The sequence below is a fragment of the Arcanobacterium buesumense genome (assembly GCF_012563545.1).
GTDB classification, from domain to species: Bacteria; Actinomycetota; Actinomycetes; order Actinomycetales; family Actinomycetaceae; genus Arcanobacterium; species Arcanobacterium buesumense.
In genome coordinates, this window is sequence record NZ_CP050804.1 from 1,159,402 (window position 1) to 1,182,509 (window position 23,108).

Annotated in this window: 20 protein-coding genes and 2 pseudogenes; 7 read left to right on the top strand and 15 right to left on the bottom strand. The window is 49.9% G+C overall.

The features are described 5' to 3' along the window. Window positions 1-6: 6 nt before the first annotated feature. Both HC352_RS05225 and HC352_RS09225 read right to left on the bottom strand, forming a co-directional pair. A pseudogene (locus HC352_RS05225) lies at window positions 7-850 on the bottom strand (carbohydrate ABC transporter permease). Between the two features lie 64 nt (window positions 851-914). After that, window positions 915-2,274 (bottom strand): annotated as a pseudogene (locus tag HC352_RS09225) (ABC transporter substrate-binding protein). Window positions 2,275-2,395: 121 nt separating this feature from the next. Between HC352_RS09225 and cydD the strand changes: the two are divergent. The 3 genes from cydD to HC352_RS05245 are packed head-to-tail and all read left to right on the top strand — an operon-like array spanning window position 2,396 to window position 7,456. Further along, window positions 2,396-4,057: a thiol reductant ABC exporter subunit CydD gene (gene cydD / locus HC352_RS05235; protein WP_168917900.1), complete on the top strand. Its 1,662-nt coding sequence runs from the start codon at window positions 2,396-2,398 to the stop codon at window positions 4,055-4,057. Next, window positions 4,054-5,811, top strand: coding sequence for a thiol reductant ABC exporter subunit CydC (gene cydC / locus HC352_RS05240; RefSeq protein ID WP_168917901.1), 1,758 nt, complete (start codon window positions 4,054-4,056; stop codon window positions 5,809-5,811). The genes cydD and cydC overlap by 4 nt, the downstream gene beginning before the upstream one ends. A 4-nt stretch (window positions 5,812-5,815) precedes the next feature. Further along, window positions 5,816-7,456, top strand: a complete 1,641-nt coding sequence (locus tag HC352_RS05245; protein ID WP_168917902.1) for a GAF domain-containing sensor histidine kinase — start codon at window positions 5,816-5,818, stop codon at window positions 7,454-7,456. Between the two features lie 52 nt (window positions 7,457-7,508). Here HC352_RS05245 and HC352_RS05250 read toward each other — a convergent pair whose 3' ends face one another. From HC352_RS05250 to HC352_RS05285, 9 genes are read right to left on the bottom strand one after another with little or no spacing between them, the layout of a single operon-like run. Beyond that, window positions 7,509-8,132: a response regulator gene (locus HC352_RS05250; protein WP_168918620.1), complete on the bottom strand. Its 624-nt coding sequence runs from the start codon at window positions 8,130-8,132 to the stop codon at window positions 7,509-7,511. 40 nt (window positions 8,133-8,172) lie between these two features. Then, window positions 8,173-8,685 carry a zinc finger domain-containing protein gene (locus tag HC352_RS09075; protein WP_247645164.1) on the bottom strand — a complete coding sequence of 171 codons (513 nt, stop codon included), beginning with the start codon at window positions 8,683-8,685 and terminating at the stop codon, window positions 8,173-8,175. Between the two features lie 44 nt (window positions 8,686-8,729). Further along, window positions 8,730-9,029, bottom strand: coding sequence for a DNA-formamidopyrimidine glycosylase family protein (locus HC352_RS09080; protein ID WP_247645165.1), 300 nt, complete (start codon window positions 9,027-9,029; stop codon window positions 8,730-8,732). Next, window positions 9,022-9,732 (bottom strand): ribonuclease III, encoded by a 711-nt coding sequence (gene rnc / locus HC352_RS05260; protein ID WP_168917903.1) that lies wholly within the window; start codon window positions 9,730-9,732, stop codon window positions 9,022-9,024. Before rnc ends, HC352_RS09080 begins: the two co-directional genes overlap by 8 nt. Then, a complete protein-coding gene (locus HC352_RS05265) occupies window positions 9,732-10,310 on the bottom strand; it encodes a YceD family protein (RefSeq protein WP_168917904.1) in 579 nt (192 codons plus the stop codon). The genes rnc and HC352_RS05265 overlap by 1 nt, the downstream gene beginning before the upstream one ends. Window positions 10,311-10,315: 5 nt before the next feature. After that, entirely contained in the window at window positions 10,316-10,822 is a 507-nt protein-coding gene (locus HC352_RS05270; protein WP_168917905.1) for an ATP synthase subunit B family protein, read from the bottom strand. Then, window positions 10,819-11,295: a pantetheine-phosphate adenylyltransferase gene (coaD, locus tag HC352_RS05275; RefSeq protein WP_168917906.1), complete on the bottom strand. Its 477-nt coding sequence runs from the start codon at window positions 11,293-11,295 to the stop codon at window positions 10,819-10,821. The genes HC352_RS05270 and coaD overlap by 4 nt, the downstream gene beginning before the upstream one ends. A 4-nt stretch (window positions 11,296-11,299) precedes the next feature. Next, on the bottom strand, window positions 11,300-11,863 hold the full coding sequence (rsmD, locus tag HC352_RS05280; protein ID WP_247645166.1) for a 16S rRNA (guanine(966)-N(2))-methyltransferase RsmD: 564 nt from the start codon (window positions 11,861-11,863) through the stop codon (window positions 11,300-11,302). A 13-nt stretch (window positions 11,864-11,876) separates the two neighbouring features. After that, window positions 11,877-14,108, bottom strand: a complete 2,232-nt coding sequence (locus HC352_RS05285) for an ATP-dependent DNA helicase RecG (protein WP_168917908.1) — start codon at window positions 14,106-14,108, stop codon at window positions 11,877-11,879. 236 nt (window positions 14,109-14,344) lie between these two features. Between HC352_RS05285 and rpmB the strand changes: the two genes are divergently transcribed. After that, window positions 14,345-14,536 carry a 50S ribosomal protein L28 gene (gene rpmB / locus HC352_RS05290; protein ID WP_168917909.1) on the top strand — a complete coding sequence of 64 codons (192 nt, stop codon included), beginning with the start codon at window positions 14,345-14,347 and terminating at the stop codon, window positions 14,534-14,536. A gap of 86 nt (window positions 14,537-14,622) precedes the next feature. Here rpmB and thiL read toward each other — a convergent pair whose 3' ends face one another. Genes thiL through murA form a run of 4 tightly spaced genes read right to left on the bottom strand, consistent with a single transcriptional unit; the run spans window position 14,623 to window position 18,941 of the window. Further along, the gene (gene thiL, locus HC352_RS05295) at window positions 14,623-15,600 is read right to left on the bottom strand and encodes a thiamine-phosphate kinase (RefSeq protein ID WP_168917910.1); all 978 of its coding nucleotides are present in this window, start codon (window positions 15,598-15,600) and stop codon (window positions 14,623-14,625) included. A 7-nt stretch (window positions 15,601-15,607) separates the two neighbouring features. Further along, window positions 15,608-16,726, bottom strand: coding sequence for a D-alanine--D-alanine ligase family protein (locus tag HC352_RS05300; protein WP_091280909.1), 1,119 nt, complete (start codon window positions 16,724-16,726; stop codon window positions 15,608-15,610). Window positions 16,727-16,770: 44 nt separating this feature from the next. Then, a complete protein-coding gene (locus HC352_RS05305; RefSeq protein WP_168917911.1) occupies window positions 16,771-17,598 on the bottom strand; it encodes a lysophospholipid acyltransferase family protein in 828 nt (275 codons plus the stop codon). A 20-nt stretch (window positions 17,599-17,618) separates the two neighbouring features. Continuing rightward, window positions 17,619-18,941 carry a UDP-N-acetylglucosamine 1-carboxyvinyltransferase gene (gene murA / locus HC352_RS05310; RefSeq protein ID WP_168917912.1) on the bottom strand — a complete coding sequence of 441 codons (1,323 nt, stop codon included), beginning with the start codon at window positions 18,939-18,941 and terminating at the stop codon, window positions 17,619-17,621. A gap of 206 nt (window positions 18,942-19,147) precedes the next feature. Here murA and HC352_RS05315 point away from each other — a divergent pair, with 206 nt between their 5' ends. The 3 genes from HC352_RS05315 to HC352_RS05325 all read left to right on the top strand — a co-directional run bounded on the left by HC352_RS05315 (window position 19,148) and on the right by HC352_RS05325 (window position 23,107). Then, on the top strand, window positions 19,148-19,879 hold the full coding sequence (locus tag HC352_RS05315; RefSeq protein WP_091280900.1) for an IclR family transcriptional regulator: 732 nt from the start codon (window positions 19,148-19,150) through the stop codon (window positions 19,877-19,879). A 9-nt stretch (window positions 19,880-19,888) separates the two neighbouring features. Continuing rightward, window positions 19,889-21,022, top strand: coding sequence for a glycosyltransferase family 4 protein (locus HC352_RS05320; RefSeq protein ID WP_168917913.1), 1,134 nt, complete (start codon window positions 19,889-19,891; stop codon window positions 21,020-21,022). A gap of 66 nt (window positions 21,023-21,088) precedes the next feature. Further along, on the top strand, window positions 21,089-23,107 hold the full coding sequence (locus HC352_RS05325; protein WP_168917914.1) for a M3 family metallopeptidase: 2,019 nt from the start codon (window positions 21,089-21,091) through the stop codon (window positions 23,105-23,107). Window position 23,108: the final 1 nt, after the last annotated feature.

Genomic DNA, 23,108 nt, shown 5'->3' on the forward strand with positions numbered 1-23,108 from the left:
AGCTTTTCATGCTTCAACCTCCCGCTTACGCGTCGCATTTAGCTGAGCCATTGCCAAGACAACAACAACGACAACAAAAATCACTGCCTTAGCCTGAGCCACACCCTCTTCACCAACTCGATAGAACATCGAATTGACAATACTTAGCGCCACCATTTCTGTTTGGCTTTGCGGGGCTCCCGCAGTTAACGCCAAATTTTGGTCATACATTTTAAACGTATTTGCCAATGTAAGGAACAGACAGATCGTTATCGCTGGCATAACCATCGGGATGGTGACATGCCGCAAAGTCTTCCATCGTCCCGCCCCATCAAGCTCGGCTGATTCGATTAACTCACGGGGAACATTTTGCAAGCCAGCAATGTAAATAATCATCATGTATCCAACAAGCTGCCAATTCAAGAGAATAATGATACCCCAATAACCGTACGTCCAATCCGAAACGATCGTAGTTCCTTATTTAGCCAAAATAGAGTTGATGAGAACCTGCCAAGTGTAACCTAGAACAATTCCACCAATCAGATTGGGCATGAAAAAACAGTACGGAAAAAATTTGTTCCCCTTAACTTACGAGTAAGCAACCAAGCAATCCAAAAAGCAAAAACATTAACCGTAACGATTGCTACTGCAGATACCAAAATAGTAAAGACAAAAGCTTATACGAAACCACTGCGTTCATCGAAAACATCAACATAGTTCTGGACACCAACAAATTCCCAATCTGTCAGCGTCGTAAAGTCAGTAAATGATAACCCAAGACCTAAAATGAACGGAATAAAAAAGCTATCGCAAAAGCGATGAGCGTAGGAAGAACAAAAATTGGAAAATATTTTTTGAGTGACCTCATCATACCCTCGTTTCCCGTGGGAGGAGCACTATGCTCCTCCCACGAGTTCATGGCTTAACGGAAAATATTACTTTTTCTCAGCTTTCCATCCCGTTGTAAAGGTAGAAACGACGTCATCCCTTGTCAGGTTTCCGGTAGCATACTGGGCTAATGCCTGGCCGAAATCATCCTTAAACTTCTGTGATGGATACGTAGTAAATACCCAAGGAACTACCGAAAGATCCTCATTGGTCATGTAGGAAGCAATCTGCTTAGCAAGCGGATCGTTTGGTACTTCATTTTCTGCAAATGATGTAAATGGTGCGTTAAACCCTAAATCTTCAACGGCAAACTTCTTGCCTGTTTCAGAGGTCAACAACCAGTTCACAAAATCAATCGTTGCTTTTTGATCAGCCTCAGACGCCTTAGCTTTAATAGCCATAAATGCTTCAGTACCTACCGCAAGACCCTGCTTTTCTTCACCATCATGACCAGTGTAGATAGGCAAGAACTTAATTTTATCTTCCTTGACAGTATTACCAGCAGCATCCTTGATCTGGCTCCATGCCCAGTTTCCGTTCTGAACCATAGCAGCCTTACCCTCGGCAAACTCTGCCATCGAATCAGTCACTGTCTTCGTCGGCGTTAGTTCCTTATTTACCGTTGAATTCTCAAGGTAAAGATCAAAAATATTCTTAAATTCCTTGTTAAAAGTGAACTTTGTAGCCTCAGTATCAGTGATGTTCTCTTGCTGATACTCGTAGTACATTGGAATATTTGACAAGTGTGTCTGCCAACGCCAATCTTCCCCCCTGAGCAAGTGACGTAGCGGCAAAAACTCCTTCAATTCCCAATTCACTTCGACGAGCTTGCATATCCTCTACGACAGCTTTCAATGTCGCAAAATTCTTGATCTCGTCCATATTCATGGCCTTAGCTCCGCTCAAGGCAAAATACTTGTCCAAGATCTCTTGGTTATAAATAATCCCATAGCCCTAAATAGCCAACGGAACACCATACACCTTGCCGTCTTCACCGCGAAGAGCTAAATTTTCATCTTTCAACGACTGTGCAAAAGGCGTATCAGATAAATCTGCCGTGTACTTCTGCCATGTCTTAAGGCCGACTGGACCATTGACCTGGAAAAGCGTTGGCGCATCAGATTTAGTGATTTCTGTTTTCAGTGTCTGTTCGTATCCACCAGAAGCGGATGTAGCAACTTTAACCTTCACGCCAGTTTCTTTTTCATACTCCTGCGCGATCTTCTGATATGTTTGCTCAGCCTCCGGCTTCCAATTTAAGAAATAAACAGATCCCGGTGCATCTGCGTCTTTACTATCAGACGAACAACTTGCTAATCCAGTCAACATCAATCCACCAATAGCAAGAGATGCCCATAGCTTTTTTGCCTGCGTAAAAATTCTCCTCTTGGTCAAACCTAATTTCATTGTTATGACCCATTCCACACTACGCGATTTATCCAAGCTAAACATGTCCACAACAGAATCTAATGGGCTCTCCACGCTAAACTAGGACTATAGACCAATCCATTCGTACGGTTAGGACACTGTGAAACCATTCGATCCACGCCTTATGCATTATGCACAGGCAACTCGTCGATACCTTGCTTTGCTCGTCGGAATAGGCATTGTGATGACCCTCCTAATAGGCGTTCAAACCTATCTGATCGCCGCCATTATCGCGCCCATTTTTTATCACCAAAGTAGCCTCGGCCAAGCTATACCTGCTCTTATACTTTTAGGTGCAGTCTTTTTAGGCCGTATCACACTGACCTACCTGCAAGGCGCCATCGGACACCGTTCCGCAGTTCGCGTCATCAGCCAATTACGGTCACGAGTTTTACAGCACGCTGGTGATCTCGGTGAACGCTGGTTAGCGCGAGGTAACACCAACGAAGTTGTGACGTTAACTACGCGTGGTTTAGATGACTTAGAAGATTACTTTGTCCATTTTTTGCCCGAACTATTTCTCACTGCTACCGCTACACCTCTTCTCCTTGCCGTTGTCACCTATATGGATTTCTTAAGCGGAGTCATGATCGTCTTATGCTTACCACTGATCCCGCTCTTCATGATCCTCATCGGCAAAATGACGCAATCTTATTCAGCTAAACGCCTCCAAACTATGCAACAACTAGGAAGCCAACTCCTAGACTTATTAGGCGGGCTTGCAACTCTCAAAGGCGTTGGTCGAGAAACCGGCCCAGCCCAGCGGGTGGACGAGCTCGGTCTATCTTTCGCCCGCCGAACAATGAACACCCTCTACGTTGCTTTCCTATCCGGAGCAGCCTTGGAATTCATCACCACGCTCACTACTGCACTTGTTGCTGTATCTATCGGCTTACGAATGGTCAACGGCGATGTTTTACTGTTTGAAGGGCTCGTCGTCATCATGCTTACCCCTGAGGTACTGAGACCATTACGCGAAGTTGGCACCCAATTCCACGCTTCAGCCAACGGAGTTGCTGCCGCCGAACGCGCATTCAAAATCTTACAAACCCAGCCATATCATCATTCAGGCAACAAACCAGTGCCAGATATGAGCAAAACACCTATTCATCTCAGTGAAGTTTCAGTTTTGGCTCCCGGAAGGGCAACCATTGCACCATCGTCATTAACCGCCACAATTAATCCTGGACAAGTAACCGTCATCCGTGGCGCCTCCGGATCTGGAAAATCTACCACCGTTAACGTATTGCTAGGATTATTAGCACCATCTGCCGGAAAAGTGCTTATCGGAGATGAAGATTTAGCACAACTTGATCAGCAACAATGGTGGGAAAACATCACTTGGGTGCCCCAACGTCCAGTTCTCGTTCCCGGAACAATCGCTGAGAATCTCGGTGCTGATCCAGCTACTGAAGCCGTCATTCGCGCAACTCATATCACCGGATTTGACGACGTACTAGCTACGCTTCCCCATGGCTGGCACACTCGTATCGGTCAAGGCGGGACTGGCCTATCAGTAGGACAACGCCAACGGCTAGCACTGACAAAAGCGTTGATTTCAGCTAACCCTATTGTCATTCTTGACGAGCCTTCAGCTCACCTCGATGCAATTTCTGAAGAACACGTCTTAGCCGCAATCAATGAATTATGCGCCAGTGGACACACGGTCATCGTTATCGCTCATCGCACCGCTATGGCTGATCTCGCTGACAATCTGATCGACGTCGTTTCCCGCACGCGACTTACCCGGGAGGTATTGTGACCCATCCATTTCCCCACGACGAACGAGTCGCACTTAGCCGTTGCTTAAAAATTCTCGACGTCGATAAAAAACGTTTCACATGGTCCGTGCTAGCTGGCTCTGGTGCCCTCGGCTCAACCGTCGGCTTAGGTGCCACCGCAGCATGGATGATCGCCCGCGCCGCCCAACTTCCTCCCGTACTCGATTTAAGCGTAGCCTCGGTCGGTGTCCGTGCTTTCGGCGTGGGCAAAGCAATCTTCCGATATCTCGAACGTATCGCCTCCCATTGGGTCGCGTTACACGGTATGGCTAAACTACGCTCCCACATCTACCGGCAACTAGCTAACTCCTCAACAGACGTCGTAACATCACTCAAACGTGGCGATCTCTTGACCCGTACTAACGCAGATGTCGACGAAGTAGGACTCGTCGTCGTCCAATCACTTCTCCCCATGTTTGTGGCCGGAATTATTACCCTACTAACCCTCGGAATTCTTGGTTTCCTCTCCCCTCTCATTGCCATCATCGTAGCTATTGCCCTATTTTTTAGTGGGTTTGTCGGACCACTATGCGCCATGATGGGTGCAAAAATGGCTGAAGAAGCCAATATTGCTACTCGTGCTCAACTCAATGAGCAAGCCTTATACCTCCTTGAGCATGCTTCCGAATTACGCGTATCTGGCAAACTGACAACCGCACAAGCTCGGCAACAGAGCATCGAGGAAAAAATGTGGAAAAATCGTGATCATGCCGCACGGTACACAGCCTTGGCCTCCGCGATAGATATCTTTGCCCTCGGCTTTGCCGTCATCGGCGCACTTATTATTGGCTCATGGCAGGTTGGTCTTGGCACATTAAGCGAAGTAAATCTTGTCGTTTGCGTGCTTACCCCATTATCAGCTTTCGAAGCCACATCACGTATGCCCCGCGCTTTTATCCAACTAACGCGATCGGGGGCCGCCGCACAACGGATCATGGCTATCATTGATCAAGCCGCCATGTCCCCGGCATCTGAGGCCACCCCACAGATCACCCCCGGTTGCGCACTCCAGGCCACTAACGTCGTAGCCGGATGGCCAGGCGGGCCTGATGTGACTACCCCTATTTCGTTGCAGATACAACCCGGGCGAACCCTAGCAATCGTCGGACCGTCAGGCATCGGAAAATCCACATTGCTCGCCACACTAGCCGGTTTAATTCCACCGCACGCCGGTGAGGTAACAATCGATTCTCAACCAGTGTCTACCATTGCCCGCAGTGCGCTAACTGAACATATCAGTTTCACGGCAGAAGACGCCCATATTTTTGACACCACGATTCTTGAAAATCTGCGAGTTGCTCGTCCCGATGTCTCTGCGCAAGAAGCGCGTGATTTACTCAATCGGATCGGCTTAGGTTCCTGGTTAAATCAGCTACCCCACGGAGTGGATACCGAATTAGGTACGGACGCCACAACTGTTTCTGGCGGTGAACGACGCCGTCTGCTGGTAGCACGTGCTCTTGCTACTCCAGCAACTATTTTACTTCTCGACGAACCAGGTGAACATCTCGATCCGCATACCGCAGATCTTCTGATTCGCGATATCCTCAACGTCGATCACAACCGAGCCGTCGTCCTTGTCACCCACCGGCTCACCCCACTCGATGCGGCAGACCACGTTATCATCCTAGATGATAACGGCAGCGGACAAGCCACTATTATTGATCAAGGAACCCACACCGAACTCAGTAAACGTAACTCCCAATATGCTTGGTCGTTACGCCAAGAAGGATAATCTCATGGATTCTAATCGACTCACTGCCGTTGTCTCACACGCTTTACAACTCACTGGTCAACTTGAACGCGAGGCAGCCTATCAACACTTCGTCGATTCCGCCCGCCAGCTCACTGGTGCCCACTATGCTGCACTCGCAGTTTTAGACTCCCACGGGGAGACAATGCAATTCATCCAATCTGGAATGGAACCAGAAGATGCCCGAAAGGTCGGCCGTCCCCCACGCGGTCATGGAGTTTTCGCAGATACTCCATTGAAGGGATGGTTGATCGTTAACGATCTCGATACTTATCCCCATCGTTACGGTTACCCGGCCGGACACCCCGTAATGAAAAACTATCTAGCTGTTGCCGTCTCAATTAAAGAACAAGTTTGGGGCCGGCTCTACCTTACAGATAAACCAGGCGGTTTTACTGACGACGACGGCGCTCAAATGGAGATCCTGGCACAAGCAGCAGCGATCGCAGCCCAAAATTCTCAAATGTTTGTGCGTTCACAAAACCGTGCTCGTTGGCTAACCGCCTCACAAAACATTGTTTCTTCCTTGCTCGAAGGCTCAGGCGAAGACGAAGCCTTGCAAGTTATCGTCCATGAAATGCGTATCGCTGCTCAAGCTGATGCCGCCATCATGGTGTTACCGTCCATTCAAGACACCTGGGTGTCAGAAATTGTTGATGGTGAAGGCGCCGAACAACTCCTCGGTATCGCATTCCCGGAAGCCGGACGAGCCATGACTGTTGTTCATGAACAAGCAGGTTTAGTTGTTGATTCAATGCAACGGCTTCGCACAGTTCGTATCGAGCAACTACGCCAATGGGGACCCGCCTTGTATGCGCCACTAGCATCTAAATCTGCTGGTACCGGCGTAATTTTGCTTTTACGTGATGTTGGTGGTGTTGAGTTTAACCTTCATGATTTGGCGATGGCAGAAAATGCTGCCAAACAGGCTGCGATTGCGCTAGAGCTAGCCGAGGCACGGCTCAATGAGGAACTAGCTTCCGAACTCGATGAGCGTTCTCGTATCGGACGTGACCTCCACGATCTTGCTATCCAACAGCTTTTTGCATCTGGTATGCATATTACCGCTGTCAAAGAAGACCTAATCGCAAAAGGATACGCAAAAGAAGTTAGTGCAGCTTTAGATCAAGCAATATCTTCTATTGACGAATCCGTCCGCCAAATCCGTGTTATTGTCCAGTCACTGCGTGATGACTCTGCCTCAATTGCGCTTGTTGAACGACTCCAGCAAGAAACAAAAGTGGCACTGCAAACATTAGATTTCGCACCGTCATTAATCATCAGTTGGAATGGGTCAGTGACAACCAATGACAATACTTTTGCGCTCATTGACGACGCAGTAGGTGCAGATATTGCAGACGACGTCGTTGCCGTTGTCCGCGAAGGCTTATCGAATGCCGCCCGACATGCTCATGCGTCCTCTGTTGCGGTGAAACTATCTGTTAACCCTACGCACGTCAAAATTGACGTGATCGACGATGGACGCGGAATAACACAATCATTGGGACGGCGCTCTGGGTTATCGAATCTCGCTGCTCGCGCCCGGCGCCATCACGGAACATTCACGATTTCAAACCGGGAACAAACCCGTGGAACACGTGTTACTTGGGAAGCGCCCCTGACATAGTATTCGTGTGTGACTAGCATTGGACTAGTCACACACGAATATAAGTATTTATTTAGTTAGCGGCGTTACGCCATCCAGCTGCCCGCTGGCCAGCTACCCACGCAGCTACTTGCGTGCGCCGTTGCATGCCCATCTTCGACAATAACGACGTGATATGATTCTTCACGGTTTTTTCGGCAACGCCGAGTTTTTCGCCAATTTCACGATTAGAAAGACCGTCACCAATAAGCTGGAGGACTTTGCGTTCCGATGGAGTCAAATCTGCCGTCGGATCGTCGTGATCAGCGCGCCGGCGCGTGACAGTACGTTCGTCAAGAAGTACACGACCATCAGCAACTGCTCGGATCACATCAGTGATTTCAGCTCCTCGAACAGATTTGAGTAAGTAAGCTTTTGCGCCAGCATCAAGGGCTTCAGCTAGTGCGTCGTCGTCATCAAACGAAGTCAAAACAATACATTTGACTTGCGGTACTCGTTCGTGGAGTTCACGAATAATATCAATGCCGGTACCATCTGGAAGACGCAAATCGACGAGGGCGACCTGCGGAATCATCAGTTCCGCGCGACGAATTGCTTCGGCGACTGAACCAGCTTCCGCAATAACCTGCAACCCGTTGGCGCGATCGACTACTTCGGCAATACCTCGACGAACCACTTCGTGATCGTCGATTATCATGACACTTATAGGGGTAATTTCTTCACTCACAGTATGTAGTTTACCTCGAACGGCGTTGACATGTCGGGCATAAATGTGACGACCTATTCATAAAGGTTATCCGCTCAATTGCGGTCCCACAGCGATCACATGGAAAACCTGCCTTACCATACACGTGTAAGGCCCGTTCAAAGTAGCCTGCCTGGCCATCAACATTGACATACAGCGAGTCAAATGAGGTTCCACCGGCTGCCAAAGCACGCTCCATGACATCTTGTGCTGCCATATAAACATCCACAATAGCTGTCACGGTCATGGCAGTTGTTATTTTGCGCGGATGCACGCGGGCCTGCCATAATGCTTCATCGGCATAAATATTGCCAATACCCGACGCAATATCTTGGTTCAATAAGGCGCGTTTTATTTCTGTTCGCTTCTTTTTCACCAAGCGCGCTACCTTATGAATATCGCATAGTGGATCGAGAAGATCACGGCCAATGTGCGCAACCCGTTGTGGTATTAACGCAAGATCACTGCCATAACCACCAGGTCCGTCGTCAAGTGTAGGTACCAAAATATCTGGCTGTAAATGGCCAAAAGTTCGCTGATCAACAAAATCTAGGCTCGTTCCATCAGTAAAATGGAACCGGGCACGCGCATGAGGAGAGATGTACTGTTAATACGGAACTGTCCGGACATGCCAAGATGTGCAACGATGGCGCTATCTTCAGTGACCATCCACATATACTTACCGCGTCGAACTACCGCGTTAATCGTGTGGCCTATTATTGGTTGCACGCCAGTAGGCGACATACGTACAACGCGGGGATGGAAAACGTCCACATCGGCAATGGTTTTATCAATAACATACGGGATAAGACCATGACGTATAGTTTCGACTTCGGGAAGCTCAGGCATTGTTCTGCGAATATGGAGTATTAGTTAAAAGACGATGATATCCGTCTTCACAGGCAGCAAGCTTTGCTGCCTTGCGCGATGTTGCTTCTCCTCTGCCCCATTCGGTGGCACCGATAAAAGCGCAGGCCGTATAAACTTTTGCATGATCTGGGCCTTCTGCGTGAAGCTGATAAGAGATATCCCCTTTAATGCCAAGCTCTCGGGCTTTTTCTTCTAAAGCAGTACGCCAATCGAGAGCTGGTCCCATACGAGTGGCTTCGATAATTTTCTCTTTCAGATGCCGGCGCACAGTATCAATAACAACAGCTAATCCACCTGCCTCATAGGTGGCAGCGATTAATGCTTCAACCGTATCGGAAAGGATTGAATCTTTATCACGCCCTCCAGAGCGCTCTTCGCCTTTTCCTAGTCGAATGTAGTCTCCTAGTTCAAGGCCACGAGCGATATCCGCCAGCGCACGTTCTGAGACTGCTGCTGATTTAATCTTCGACAATTCTCCATCTGACTTATCTGGGTAGTCATGAAAAATCTGTTCCGCAACAACAGCGCCCAAAATTGAATCGCCTAAAAATTCTAGGCGTTCATTATGTTTACTATCGTGCTCATAAGCCCATGAACGATGGGTCAACGCTAAGGTGAGCAAGTCACTTGGAATATCTACACCCCAACGAGCCAGTAGTTGGCTGCGATCATGCTTGTGCATTAGTTTTCCCTCATCTGTTCCGCGAGCGCATCTAGCGCAGAAAAAGCGGGGTTGAGAAATTCGTAACGGTGGCCCGCAGGTAAATCTTTCCACGGTTGGCCGCACTCTGGGCATAGGCCCTGGCAGTCCGGAGAGCACAACGGAGTGAACGGAAGTGCTAAGACAATGGCATCTCGTATCAACAGCTCAAGATCGATGTGCATATCTTCGATAACTGGCATGTCTTCTACTTCGTCATCGCCTTCGCTGATAAGCGCTTGGCGTCGCTCTGGCCAAAAAACAAGCTCTGCGATCGGCTCATTCATGGGTTTCGTAATATCGATAGCACATCGAGAACATTGGCCAAGGGCTTGGGTAACAATTTGTCCTTGCACAAAAATGCCTTCGGAAACTGATTGCAGAGATATCTGCAGATCAAGGTTTGCGCCAGCAGGCACACCAATAAGGCCAACGCCACATTCTTCGGGTGCTGGAACGGTCAGGTCCAGATGTGTGGTGGTTCCTGAAACAACATCGGATACCGACACAACGTAATCAGACCGCAAATCCATAGCGCCTTCTTTCTCTGGTTTTCGCACGTATTTTACTGTTCTTGAACACGACGCTGAGCAAGAACTCCTTGTCCAGCGGCAATTTGGTTTTGTAGATGCGCAAGCTGATTAGCTAACTCAGAAAGAGTTTGGTCAGAATAATCATTCGCGCCTTGGATAAGCTGTGACGCCTTTTGATGCGCTTCGTCAACAATGCGTGTGGCTTGTGACTTTGCCGCAACTGTAATCTGATCCTGTGCAACAAGACGCGAAGCTTGTTCGCGCGCTTCGGCAACAATCGATTCGGCTTCTTCACGGGCATGACGCAACACAATATCGGCGTCTTCCCGAGCTTGATCAGAAACGCGACCAGCTTGCGACAGAACCGAATCGGCCTGCTTGATCTGATCAGGCACAATGTCGCGGGCAGTATCGAGCAAATCGATAACTTCGGAACGATTAATCAGAACCGAAGCAGACAACGGCATATTTTTTGCGTTGACAACGATATCGTACAGCTCATCTAAAATTTCGAGTAAGGACTCTCCCTGATCACTCATGCTTTCACCTTTTCTTTTAATGCCTGGGCAACATTGGGCGGCACCAAATCTTCATATGGTCCACCATAGTGTGCTAATTCTTTCACGAATGAGGACGCAATATGTGCAAGACTCGGCTCACCCATAACAAAAACCGTCTCAACACCTGATAAATGTCGATTGAGTAACGACATTGGCAGTTCTGAATCATAGTCCGCAGATCCACGAACTCCTTTGACGATCGCATTCGCGTGGATCTGCTGCGCAAAATCTGCAACAAGTCCATCAACGAGTGCAACACGAACATGCGGAATATGCGCAACTGCTTCGCGCGCCAACGCAACACGTTCATCGTCGCTAAATAAATACTTTTTAGCTGAGTTACGGGCAACAACAACCACCACTTCGTCAAACATCCGGTGGGCTCGTTCAATAATATCAACATGCCCATAGGTGATGGGGTCAAATGATCCGGGACAAATTGCACAACTCATAAGGTCACTCTACGTCCTGTTGTGTCATTTGTGCTGTCCACACCCGGGTATCACCCCAGGTTCGTTCGCGCTCAGCGTGTAACTGCGCCGGCCACACTGGTGACGAATTACGTTTTGCTCGTTCAACGACGACGAGACCATCGGATTTCAAATGCCTGGGCAAGTGCTCAAGAATGGCAGTCAATTGGTCATCTGGGAAGTCATAAGGCGGATCTAAAAAAATAACATCGAATGGACCGTCACTACCCGGCTGGCTCACATAGCTCAAAACATGCGATTTAATAGCACGCAATGGCAACGTCATCTCCCTCGCGTTCTGGTTCATCACACGCACAGCTTCTTCTGCAGAATCTACCCCAATAGCACGGTGCGCTCCACGTGAAAGCGCTTCTAAACCTAGCGCACCGGAACCGGCAAAAAGATCAAGGAACTCTCCATCTTGCACAAACCCGCGATGATCAAGGTGAGAAAACACTGCCTCTCGCACCAACGACGACGTAGGGCGCGTGCCGCTCTTAGGCACCCGCACGTTTCGCCCGCCGGCGCTACCAGCCACAATTCTACTCACAGTGTTCTCCTTCTTAACTCTTTTCCAGATACTCCCGGTTACGGGCATTAATATCTGAAATTGCCACAGCTAACGCACGATGCGAAACCAAAGACGGATCTTCGTCAATAATCTCACGGGCTGCGTGACGAGCCTGTTCAATAATTAGTTTATCCTTAACCACCGACACAAAACGAAGCGAACTTCGCATCCCCGATTGGCGCGCCCCCAACACATCACCAACAGAACGCAATACGACATCAGCTTCAGCAAGTTCAAATCCATCCGTCGTCGAAGCAAAGGCTTCAACCCGCGATGCGGCAAGAGAGCCGTCCGCAGCACCAGTAACTGCCAAACACAATCCGGGTTTATCACCACGCCCTACCCGGCCTCTGAGCTGATGAAGCTGAGATAGACCAAAACGATCGGCATCCATAATAATCATTAGCGTCGCATCGGCAACATCAACGCCAACTTCGATAACAGTTGTCGAAACCAGCAATTGAATTCGTCCCGCAATAAAGTCATCCATAGCAGCTGTTTTCTCTGTTGGCGTCAGCTGACCATGTAACACACCGATGTTGACTTCACGTAGCGTAGGCAAAGCCCGAAGCCGTGCACTCAAAGTTTCAACATCAGACATCGGTGGCCGTTCCATCATGTCGAGCTGTTGATCAACAAGGTCAGAGTCTTCTTCTGATTCGCTCGGTGAAATACGCGGACAAACCACGAAAACTCGGCCGCCTGTCGCGACTTCTTCACCAGCGCGTTGCCACACGCGTGCCATCCAGCGGTCGTTATACGCCGGAACAACATTAGTAGTAACCGCATTGCGTTCCCGATTGGCTAACACCATGACGTCAAGGTCACCAAAAACCGTCATCGCGATAGTTCGCGGAATAGGTGTGGCAGTCATGACCAGCAGGTGTGCCCCACGCGCTAATCTATCGCGCTGATCTACCCCAAAACGATGCTGCTCATCAACAACTACTAAACCACGGCGGGGTATTTGCACGCTCTCACTTAGTAATGCATGCGTCCCTACAATCACTCCGGGCTGACCAGAAGCTAATCGAGCAAGAGTCCGACGTCGTTGCGCACTGCTTAACGATCCAGTCAAAATATCTACAGCAATAGCATTATCTGTAGCTCCTAATTGGCCCGCAGTGCCTAGGTCTCCCAGCATGGACGTGATCGTGTCCCAATGTTGCTGAGCCAGCACCTCCGTAGGCGCAATCAGCACTGCCTGATAGCCCGCGTCAACTACCTGAAGCATCGCTCGCAACGCCACAATTGTTTTCCCAGAACCAACATCGCCCTGAAGAAGCCTGCGCATCGGGAGTGCAGATCCCAACGCTTGGCTGATTTCATGACCAACATCAACCTGTGAATTAGTAAGCGAAAACGGGAGCCGAGTATCGAACGCAGCTGCCACGCCGTCGTCACGCCATACGCATACTGGAGCAGATGTCTTGCCAACTTCTGTAGCGTGCTGAGCTAAAGCTGCTTGCAAAACGAAGGCTTCTTCATGAGCTAATCGTTGCCGCGCTAACTGCCATTCAGTAACCGTATTTGGCTGATGAATATCCATTAATGCCTGATACCGAGAAGGTAAGTTATATCGTTGCCGATAATTATCGGGAAGCGGATCTGGAATATCTGCTGGAGTTAACGTCGCCATAACCGTTTCAACGGCTCGCTGGATGTGCCACGATGGCACTTTCGCTACCGAATGATAAACCGGTATCGGCCGAGCAAGCTGGGCCGGATCGAGCGCATCGGCATCATCCAAAACCTCATACTCTGGATGAGCAAGTTGCAACCGGCCACGGTAGGAGGAGATAGTTCCAGAAAAAGTGGCCATCGCCCCTACCGCGAGCTGCGATTCGTGAAAAGCTAGTGGACGCTGATGTTTGGCGAAAAAGGTCAAATCCAGATCGTGCTCACCATCAGAAATAGTGACATTCAAAATGAAACCACGGCGATTATTCATCGGGCGCATATTAGTAGCCATTACTCGAGCAACGACTGTCACCGATCCCCCTTCAGAAACTGCTTCAATGGGCAATAACTCACCACGTTTAGCGAGTCGGAAAGGGATATGGTTGAGAAGATCTTCGACTGTTTCCAGCCCTAACTTTGCTAACGCATGAGCGCTACGCTTACCGACAAGACGATCAAGGGGCCGCGATAATGCTGTCCAGGTATCGGACGCGAGGGCACCTAAAGGTTTATCTGCCTCAGGCGATTGCGAAAGAAAAGCCATCAACGCCATCCTCGATCTGTCAACGTACACTTATGGAGAAAATACTAGTAGACTTACTTAAGAAAGCGTATCTGCATCCACTTTCCTTCACTGTCAGAGCAATAAGCGTGGCGAACAGCACGCTCTACATGCCCGTTACAGCTTGGATAACAGCAGGATAATTCGATACACTTTTGAAGTTGCCAATTTTGGTAGAGGCGCGAAAGCGTCTATTCGTTTTAATGAAGGAGAGAACCGTGGCGTCTGTATGTGAAGTCTGCGGCAAGGGCCCGAGCTTCGGTAAGAGTGTCTCGCACTCCCACGTGCGTACTTCCCGCCGTTGGAACCCGAACATTCAGCGTGTTCGTGCTCTCGTTAAGGGTACCCCGAAGCGTCTGAACGTGTGCACCTCGTGCCTGAAGGCCGGCAAGGTCACTCGTAACGTGTGATCGAACCAAGCTTAAATATCCCTCGATTCATCGAGGGATATTTTTATATTATAAACCACATATCGTCAAGGACAACGGCCATTAAACTATGCAGACCGGAAATGGTCCCAACCGATCTGATCAGGATCAAGCGGAAGCTGGTCAAGCGTAACTCGGCCATACTCATCAGGTCCCATAACCTGCCCAATAACACTAAAGCCATCCGGAATAACGGTGGCTGAGTCAATAGTAGCAACAAAGCCATGATCTTCTCCTCCGGCCAACGCCCACAAGCGTCGGTCAGTCCCCAGGCGTCCGGCCGCCCGTCCTAGTCGTCCAAGAAGCTTATTAAGCTGTGCACCATCAAGATTGATCCAAACCCGACTAGACTGTGCCACTCGTCCGATGTCTTTTACTAGTCCATCTGAAACATCTATCCCAGCGCATAGGGTGTGAGCATTAACCGCTGCCATCACTGCCCCGATCGGCGGCTTCGGCCGTAAAAAATCATCGATTAAGGATGCCAAATACTCATCTGAGTCTGTGCGCGTGTACCCGTGTTTGAGTAACTCATATCCAGCTGCAGCATGGCCAAGATTCCCAGTAAAGATAACTTTCTGACCAGGTAACGCATTATCCCTGCGCAGTGGCTTGCGTCCTTGGAGATCACCAATAACGGTGACTCCGATAGTTATCTCCGACGCCGAAACAAGGTCACCACCGTCAACACCTACTTCCCAAGGCTGGCAGGCTTGAGCAAAACCACGAGCGAGGTCTTCGACCCAGGTCACCTCAGTAGTAGGTGGTAGCCCGAGCCCAACAACAAGTGATACTGGCGTGGCTCCCATTGCAAGAGCATCGGCGATATTTTGTTGCGCCGCCCGATAACCTACATCAAATCCGGTGGACCAATCACACCGAAAATGTCTATTTTCTACGAGCATATCGGTGGAGACAGTTGTATCCCCGCCGATATGCAACACCGCAGAATCATCACCGTTGCCTACTACAACGCAAGTAGCCTGCGGCAATAGCGGAACGAACCGAGCAAGCAGTTCTTTTTCGTTGAGATCTTTAACGAGCACGCTTGCCTTAACGAAGCCCTGTTGGGCGTTCCAATGCTAAACCAATCAATTCATCAAGCAACTGAGAATATGGGAGCCCAGTGTGCTCCCATAGAACTGGATACATTGAGAACGGTGTGAAACCTGGAATCGTGTTGATTTCGATGACGTAGGTTTTACCTTCAGGCGTCAAGAAGAAATCGACGCGAGACATTCCTTCGCAACCAAATGCATCGAAAGTTTTAACCGCCTGATCGCGGATTTTATCTGAAATCTCTGGCGGGACTTGGGCCGGGATAGATAGTCTCAAATTGGCTGTCTCCAAGTATTTATGCTCAAAGTCGTAGAAGCCATCGTCAGGAAGGTCTACAAGGACTTCACCAACAACGGAAGCGCGCGGGGTCGAATCATTACGTCCGCCTAGGACGGCACATTCGATCTCACGTCCGTCAACGCCCTGCTCAATCAGTACCTTAGGATCATGTATTTGAGCCTGCGCCACAGCTTCCGAGACATCCTCAAGCGTGCTAACACGCGTAATACCGAGCGAAGATCCAGCTCGTGCAGGCTTGACATAGACCGGGAACTGTAATTGAGCAACCTTGGCAAGAACTGCCTCACGCTCATCGCGCCACTGACGAGCTGTGGCAACAACGTAAGGTGCTACCGGCAGTCCGGCCGCCTCCAAGACTACCTTCATGTAGTGCTTGTCCATTCCGGCTGCAGATGCGAACACGCCACATCCAACATATGGAATACCAGCTAGTTCAAGGAGCCCCTGAATTGTTCCGTCTTCTCCAAAGGGCCCGTGCAGTAGCGGAAAGACAACATCCACGTTGCCGAGAAGTTCGAGGTTGCTGGCGTGTTCACGATTATAGGCAACTAGCGATTGTTTCCCGTCTCCGGCAGGAATCGTGACAGCTTCTGGAGCTTTCTCAACTTCAAGAAGGCCCGCATCAAGCGTCAGCTTCGATGGATCAGTTGCCCCTGGAACCCACGTACCATCGCGGGTAATAGCTATCGGTACAACCTCATAACGTTCCGGATCTAAGGCTCGCATGACAGCGCCTGCAGTAGCAATAGAAATGGAATGCTCACCTGATGCGCCACCATAGATAATTGCGACGCGGATCTTTGAATTCGACATGAGAATAATGTTACCTCAGGGCTTTGCTCAGATAGGAGTTGTTGTCAGCGTGCCGTTATTTTTCTCCACCTACGCCGACGACGATTTTTCCGTGCCTGGCGCAAGGCCCGATTAAGTTCATAGTCATCGTTCATTGGGTCACCATCAAGCCGGCAATCCCAGCGTCGTTCGCGTTGCTGTACTGTGAAATCTAACGGGTTTGCTTGGCGCAATGGCACCAGCATGTGCTCCAAATGATCAATTATTTTTCCAGTAACTGCCGTAAGTTCAGCGTAATCGGGATCCTCGCTGACCGATAGGTTTAGTGCGGGACCAAAAACGACGTGGGTACGCGTATGCCGTCCCATATGTTTCCAATCGATGGCATAATTCCACGGGTTCAATAGGCGTTCATTTCCCCAATGCGCACAAGGAATAATTGGAACGTCTGGATGCGTTGCCATTAACCTCGCAAGTCCCGTTTTTCCGCGCATTGGCCACAGCTGCGGATCGTGAGTGAGACCGCCTTCTGGAAAGAGCAGAACGATTCCACCGGCGTCGAGAATATCGCGGATTCCATCAAGCGAATCTTTAGCAGCAGAAGTTCCTCGTGTCACCTTAATTGCGTTGACTCCGCGAAGTATGAAAGCCACTCCAGGAACTGCGAAAAAATCTGATCCAGCAACGAAATGCGGTGCTCTACCTGATTTAATGATTGCTTCACCGAGAATAAGCGAGTCTGCATGGACTGTATGATTTGCAATCACTATCGCGGGACCATCGTGCGGAATATGGTGCAGTCCAGTGATCGTCAGATTCTGCACGACGTTATTTAACTTGATGATGATAGGAGCGATAAAGCGCAAGAACGGTTGTGCTTCGGGAACTTTCACGGTGGTTTTGCCTATATGCTTTACGAAACTCGTTCAACGTTTGCGTGCAGAGTACGCAACTTGGTCATGAAGTGTTCGTAGCCTCGATTAATTAGGTCAATCCCTTGAACGTGCGAGGTTCCTTCAGCCGCTAAAGCTGCAATAAGATGGGAGAACCCACCGCGCAAATCAGGAACGGTAATGTCCGCAGCAGTCAACGGAGTTGGTCCCATGATCACAGCGGAGTGATAATAATTTTCAGTACCGAACCGGCACTGTTTTCCGCCCAGACACTCTCGATAAACTTGGATATGAGCACCCATCTTGTTTAGTGCTTTCACAAAGCCGAATCGATTTTCGTACACTGTTTCGTGAACGATCGAGACTCCGTTAGCTTGTGTAAGAGCGACGACGAGAGGCTGTTGCCAGTCAGTCATAAAACCTGGGTGGACATCTGTTTCAATAGGAATCGAGTTCAGTTCCCCGCCAGGGTGCCAAAAACGAATGCCCTCATCAGTCACGTCAAATTGTCCTCCAACTTTACGGTATACGTTGAGGAAGCTCATCATCGGTTCTTGTTGCGCCCCGTTAATCATGATATCCCCGCCGGTAGCTAGCGCAGCACAGGCCCAAGATCCCGCTTCGATTCGATCTGCGATTGCAAAATGGTTGTATCCGTGGAGCTGGCGTACTCCTTCAACAACGATCGTACGATCGGTAGATACTGTGATGAGCGCACCCATCTTTTGCAATACGGAAATCAAGTCCATGATTTCTGGTTCTACGGCAGCACCACGCAACTCGGTGATTCCTTCGGCTCGCACGGCCGCTAACAACGTTTGTTCAGTAGCTCCGACTGACGGATACGGCAATGTCACTTTGCGGGCTTTAAGTCCACGAGGAGCTGTTAAGTGGAGACCAAACTCCTGTTCGTCACGAATTGCACCGAAGTCTTCTAATACTTGTAGGTGAAAATCAACTGGTCGGTCTCCAATATGACAGCCGCCGAGGTCTGGAATGAATGCTTCACCAAGTGAATGTAATAACGGTCCACAGAAAAGAATGGGGATGCGCGATGAGCCAGCTAGAAGGTCCATCTGCGCCGGGTCATCTGGCAAGTGGATCTTGCCCGGAGTAATGGTGACTATCCCAGCGTCTTGATCGTAATCAACATCGGCACCGTGTAACCGAAGAAGATCAGAAACAACATCAACGTCACGGATCAATGGAACGTTGCGCAGAACAGATGTCTCTTCAGTAAGTAGAGCCGCCACCATTGCTTTGGAGACAAAGTTTTTTGCTCCGCGTACTGCAATAGTACCGTGAAGTGGCTGTCCACCAGTGACTTTCAAAACGCCTGACATGTGTTCTCTTCTCCGGACGTGTTGTACGAGTTCGGTAATGTGGAGTGAAGTCTATTCATTGTTCTGTCCAATCCACGAAACAAGAATACCCCGAATTGTCATTCTATTCGACTAGGCATACGACGCACCGCATAAGATGTCTTTCTTCGTAGACCAAGAACCCCAAACGGGTTGCGTCTCACAATATGGAATGGCAAGATGGGCTTATGGACAATTCCCAAGGTAGCGGGGTCGGAGTACTCGACAAAGCCGCATTAGTTCTTCAAGCGCTCGAGCAAGGCCCACTAACACTAGCACAACTTGTCTCAGCTACACATTTAGCGCGCCCTACTGCGCACCGGCTGGCAGTCGCTCTCGAATTTCATCGTCTCGCAAGTCGAGATACTCAGGGTCGGTTTATTTTAGGACCGCGACTAGCTGAATTGTCCTCGCGCGCTGGCGACGATCGCCTGTTAACTGCCGCGAATCCGATATTAATTGCCTTACGCGACCACACTGGCGAATCAGCTCAACTCTATCGCCGACAAGGTGATCAAAACGTGTGCGTTGCTTCAGCAGAACGTACTACTGGCCTTCGTGATTCCATTCCAGTAGGTTCAGCATTCTCTATGCAAGCAGGATCTGTTGCACAAGTCCTTCTAGCCTGGGACGAGCCGGACCGGTTACACCGTGGACTATACGGTGCACAATTCACCGCTACCGTGTTATCAGCTGTCCGACGTCGTGGCTGGGCCCAATCGTTGGGCGAACATGAACCCGGCGTCGCCTCAATTTCGGCTCCAGTGCGAGGTGCCAATGGACAAGTTATCGCTGCAATTTCTATTTCTGGACCAGTCGAACGAATGGGGCGCCAGCCGGGACGCCACTATGCAGCCGCCGTCGTCGCTGCCGCTAATCGACTAACCGACCTTATCAAGCGCTCTGAACCAACAACCTAGGGCGATACGATGCGCAAAACACTTCTTGTTACCAACGATTTCCCACCACGAGCTGGTGGTATTCAAACGTTCCTTGAAGGTTTCGTCTCGCAACTTGACCCGACTCAACTCGTGGTTTACGCCTCCACTCCGCCAACAGGGATGCAGTCCGCGCTGGACTACGACGAGCAACAACCGTACACAGTCGTGCGCTATCCTGGGACGACTATGCTTCCTTCGCCGGACGTTAGCCGTACCATGACTAGTCTTATCCACCAGCAGGACGTTAAAAATGTTTGGTTTGGCGCAGCCGCTCCGCTCGGATTGCTTGCTAATACAGCACATGCAGCTGGAGCTGATAAGGTTATTGCCACTACCCATGGGCATGAGATCGGCTGGTCTATGCTTCCGGGCTCTCGTCAAATGCTTCGGAAAGTTTTTACAGATGCCGACGTCGTCACCTACCTGACTAATGCAACGCTACACCGGCTAGCTCCATTCATCGGGGACACCGATATTATGCAACTTCATGGGGCTATCGATCCGGAGATGTTTGCCTTTGACCGGCAAGCCCGGGCAGATTTGCGACGCCGCTATGGAATCGGTCAGCACGCCCCCGTCGTCGTATGTATTTCTCGACTCGTGCCACGAAAAGGACAAGACATTCTCATAAAAGGATGGCATCAGGTGACAAGCCGATTCCCGGGAACAAAGCTTGTGATCGTCGGTAAAGGACCTTACGAGAAAAAGTTACGGCAACTTGCCAGCCAATCGCCTGCACAAACTGACATCGTTTTCACTGGTGAAGTACCATACGCAGAACTTTCTGCTCATTATTCACTGGGAGATATTTTTGCCATGCCATGCCGTACCCGCGGCGGCGGCTTAGATATCGAAGGACTCGGGATCGTCTATCTCGAAGCATATGCTGCTGGGCTACCGGTAGTTGCCGGAGATTCCGGCGGCGCGCCCGAGGCAGTAATAGATAAAGAGACCGGCCTGGTAGTCAACGGTAATTCTGTCAATGCAGTTGTTTCGGCTGTTAGCTATTTCCTTGAGAACCCCGACGAAGCGCGCCGGATGGGTGATGCGGGTAGAGACTGGGTCGATCACAAGTGGCGGTGGAGCGACGTTGCGAAGCCACTGATTAGTCTGCTCAGCTAAAGACCGTGGTTTACCGGTACGCGAAAGAGAACGCATTCTTTAACGCAAGCACGGTAAACTACAACTATGACAGAAAACCCATTACTCGAAAAATCATTATTACCATATCAATTGCCACGCTGGGCTGATATTAAGCCGGAGCACATCATGCCCGCCGTCGAACAGGTTATGGCACGCCAACGTGCGGCGTGGGAAAAGATCGCTACCGATCCAAACCCGCCAACGGTCGAAAACACGGTTGAAGCCATCGAGCATGCAGGCGAAGAATTTGATCGTGTTTTGTCCATCGCCTTTACCTTATTCTCTTCGCTGGGAACGGACGAACTCAACGATATTGAGGCACAGATCGGTCCAAAGCTTTCCGAACATGAGAACGCTTATTCACTGGATAAGCGGATTTATCAGCGTATTCAAGCGCTTGATATATCCGATGCTGATGCCGAAACCCAATATTGGGTTGAAAAAGAGTTGAAGGCTTTCCGTTCGGGTGGAATCGAACTTTCCGACGACGACGCCGACCGGTTGCGCGCTATTGATGCGGAGCTTTCTGGGCTACAGATCGAATATGTCAAGCGTGCTACACGCGCGATGTCTGACGCGGCTTATATAACAGATGATCCGGATCAATTAGCTGGGCTAGATGACGATAAGTTAGCTGGCTTGCGCACTGACGATGGCTCTTATCGTATTGAGCTAGCGAATTTTTCAAATCAGCCGATTCAAACTGAGATACGTGTTCCCCAGACTCGTCGCGATATCCTCGCCGCGTCGCTGACCCGCGGTTTCGGAGAGCATGCAGAATCGGATACTCGTGAGCTCGTGTTAAAGATTGCCAAACTTCGCGCAGAACGGGCTGCTTTGCTTGGCTACGAAAGCCATGCCCAGGTTGTTGCAGCGCGCGAAATGGCTGGAGATTCAGATGCGGTTCTCAACCTGTTAACATCCGTTGCACATAAGGCTGTCGCAGCGGTTGACCGTGACTACGAAAACTTGGTTGAGTTGGCTGAAAAAGATCCAGATGCTGATGGCATTGAAGCCGGTGACTGGACTTTCTACGAGGAGCAGTTACGCGCGCAGCAAGGCGTTGAGGAAGCCAAAATTATGCCGTATCTTGAGCTAACGAATGTGGTTGAAAACGGCATATTCTTCGCCGCAAACCGACTCTACAGTATCTCATTTGAGCCTCGGCCAGACCTTGCTGGTTACGTTCCGTCAATGAAAACTTGGGAAGTAAAAGATGAGGACGGCACCACACTTGGTCTTTTCCAAGCGGACTTTTTCCGTCGCCCTGGCAAAAAGGGCGGCGCATGGATGCATTCGGTGATTACCGGATGCGAGATTGATGGGACCAAACCCGTCATTCTCAACAACTGCAATTTCCCAGAACCTGCCGACGGCGAGTTATGTTTATTAACCTGGGACAACGTTGAAACTGTTTTCCACGAATTTGGCCACGCTCTTCATGGATTACTCACGCAGACCCGGTATCGGTCCTCAGCAGGGACGAATGTGCCGCGCGATTTTGTTGAGTTCCCTTCGCAATTGAACGAAATGTGGGCTTACCACCCAGAGGTCTTGGCTAACTATGCACGCCATCATAAGACTGGTGAAATCATGCCGTCCGAACTCGTGGAGGCCTTGTCCGCTTCCAAGACGTTTGGTCAAGCTTTTGCAACTACTGAGTTCACAAAGGCGGCACTGGTGGATCAGGCTTGGCATTTACTCGGTGTTGATGAGATTCCAAGTGATGTGGCAGCGTTTGAAGAATCCGCGTTAGAAAAGTTTGGCGTTTCTTGTCCGTTAGTTCCTCCGCGGTATCGGTCAACCTATTTCACACATACCTTTGGTGGTGGATATGATGCCGGCTATTACTCGTATATGTGGGCCGAGGTTTTAGTTGCAGATATCGAGCAATGGTTCCGGGAAAAGACCAATGGCGGCTTCACTCGTGAAGCTGGGATGGAGTTACGTGAAAAACTCTTATCGCGTGGTTCTTCTCGTCCGCCTATGGAGTCCTTTAAGGACATCCGTGGACGTGAGCCGCGTCCGGAAGCTCTCCTGGAACGGCGTGGCTTAGCTGAGTAAA

Coding starts and splice junctions, on each gene's coding strand:
- HC352_RS05245 (WP_168917902.1), top strand. CDS start 5,816: ATGGATTCTAATCGACTCACTGCCGTTGTCTCACACGCTTTACAACTC.
- HC352_RS05250 (WP_168918620.1), bottom strand. CDS start 8,132: ATGATAATCGACGATCACGAAGTGGTTCGTCGAGGTATTGCCGAAGTA.
- HC352_RS09080 (WP_247645165.1), bottom strand. CDS start 9,029: ATGCCTGAGCTTCCCGAAGTCGAAACTATACGTCATGGTCTTATCCCG.
- rnc (WP_168917903.1), bottom strand. CDS start 9,732: ATGCACAAGCATGATCGCAGCCAACTACTGGCTCGTTGGGGTGTAGAT.
- HC352_RS05270 (WP_168917905.1), bottom strand. CDS start 10,822: ATGAGTGATCAGGGAGAGTCCTTACTCGAAATTTTAGATGAGCTGTAC.
- coaD (WP_168917906.1), bottom strand. CDS start 11,295: ATGAGTTGTGCAATTTGTCCCGGATCATTTGACCCCATCACCTATGGG.
- HC352_RS05285 (WP_168917908.1), bottom strand. CDS start 14,108: ATGGCTTTTCTTTCGCAATCGCCTGAGGCAGATAAACCTTTAGGTGCC.
- HC352_RS05300 (WP_091280909.1), bottom strand. CDS start 16,726: ATGTCGAATTCAAAGATCCGCGTCGCAATTATCTATGGTGGCGCATCA.
- murA (WP_168917912.1), bottom strand. CDS start 18,941: ATGTCAGGCGTTTTGAAAGTCACTGGTGGACAGCCACTTCACGGTACT.
- HC352_RS05315 (WP_091280900.1), top strand. CDS start 19,148: ATGGACAATTCCCAAGGTAGCGGGGTCGGAGTACTCGACAAAGCCGCA.
- HC352_RS05320 (WP_168917913.1), top strand. CDS start 19,889: ATGCGCAAAACACTTCTTGTTACCAACGATTTCCCACCACGAGCTGGT.
- HC352_RS05325 (WP_168917914.1), top strand. CDS start 21,089: ATGACAGAAAACCCATTACTCGAAAAATCATTATTACCATATCAATTG.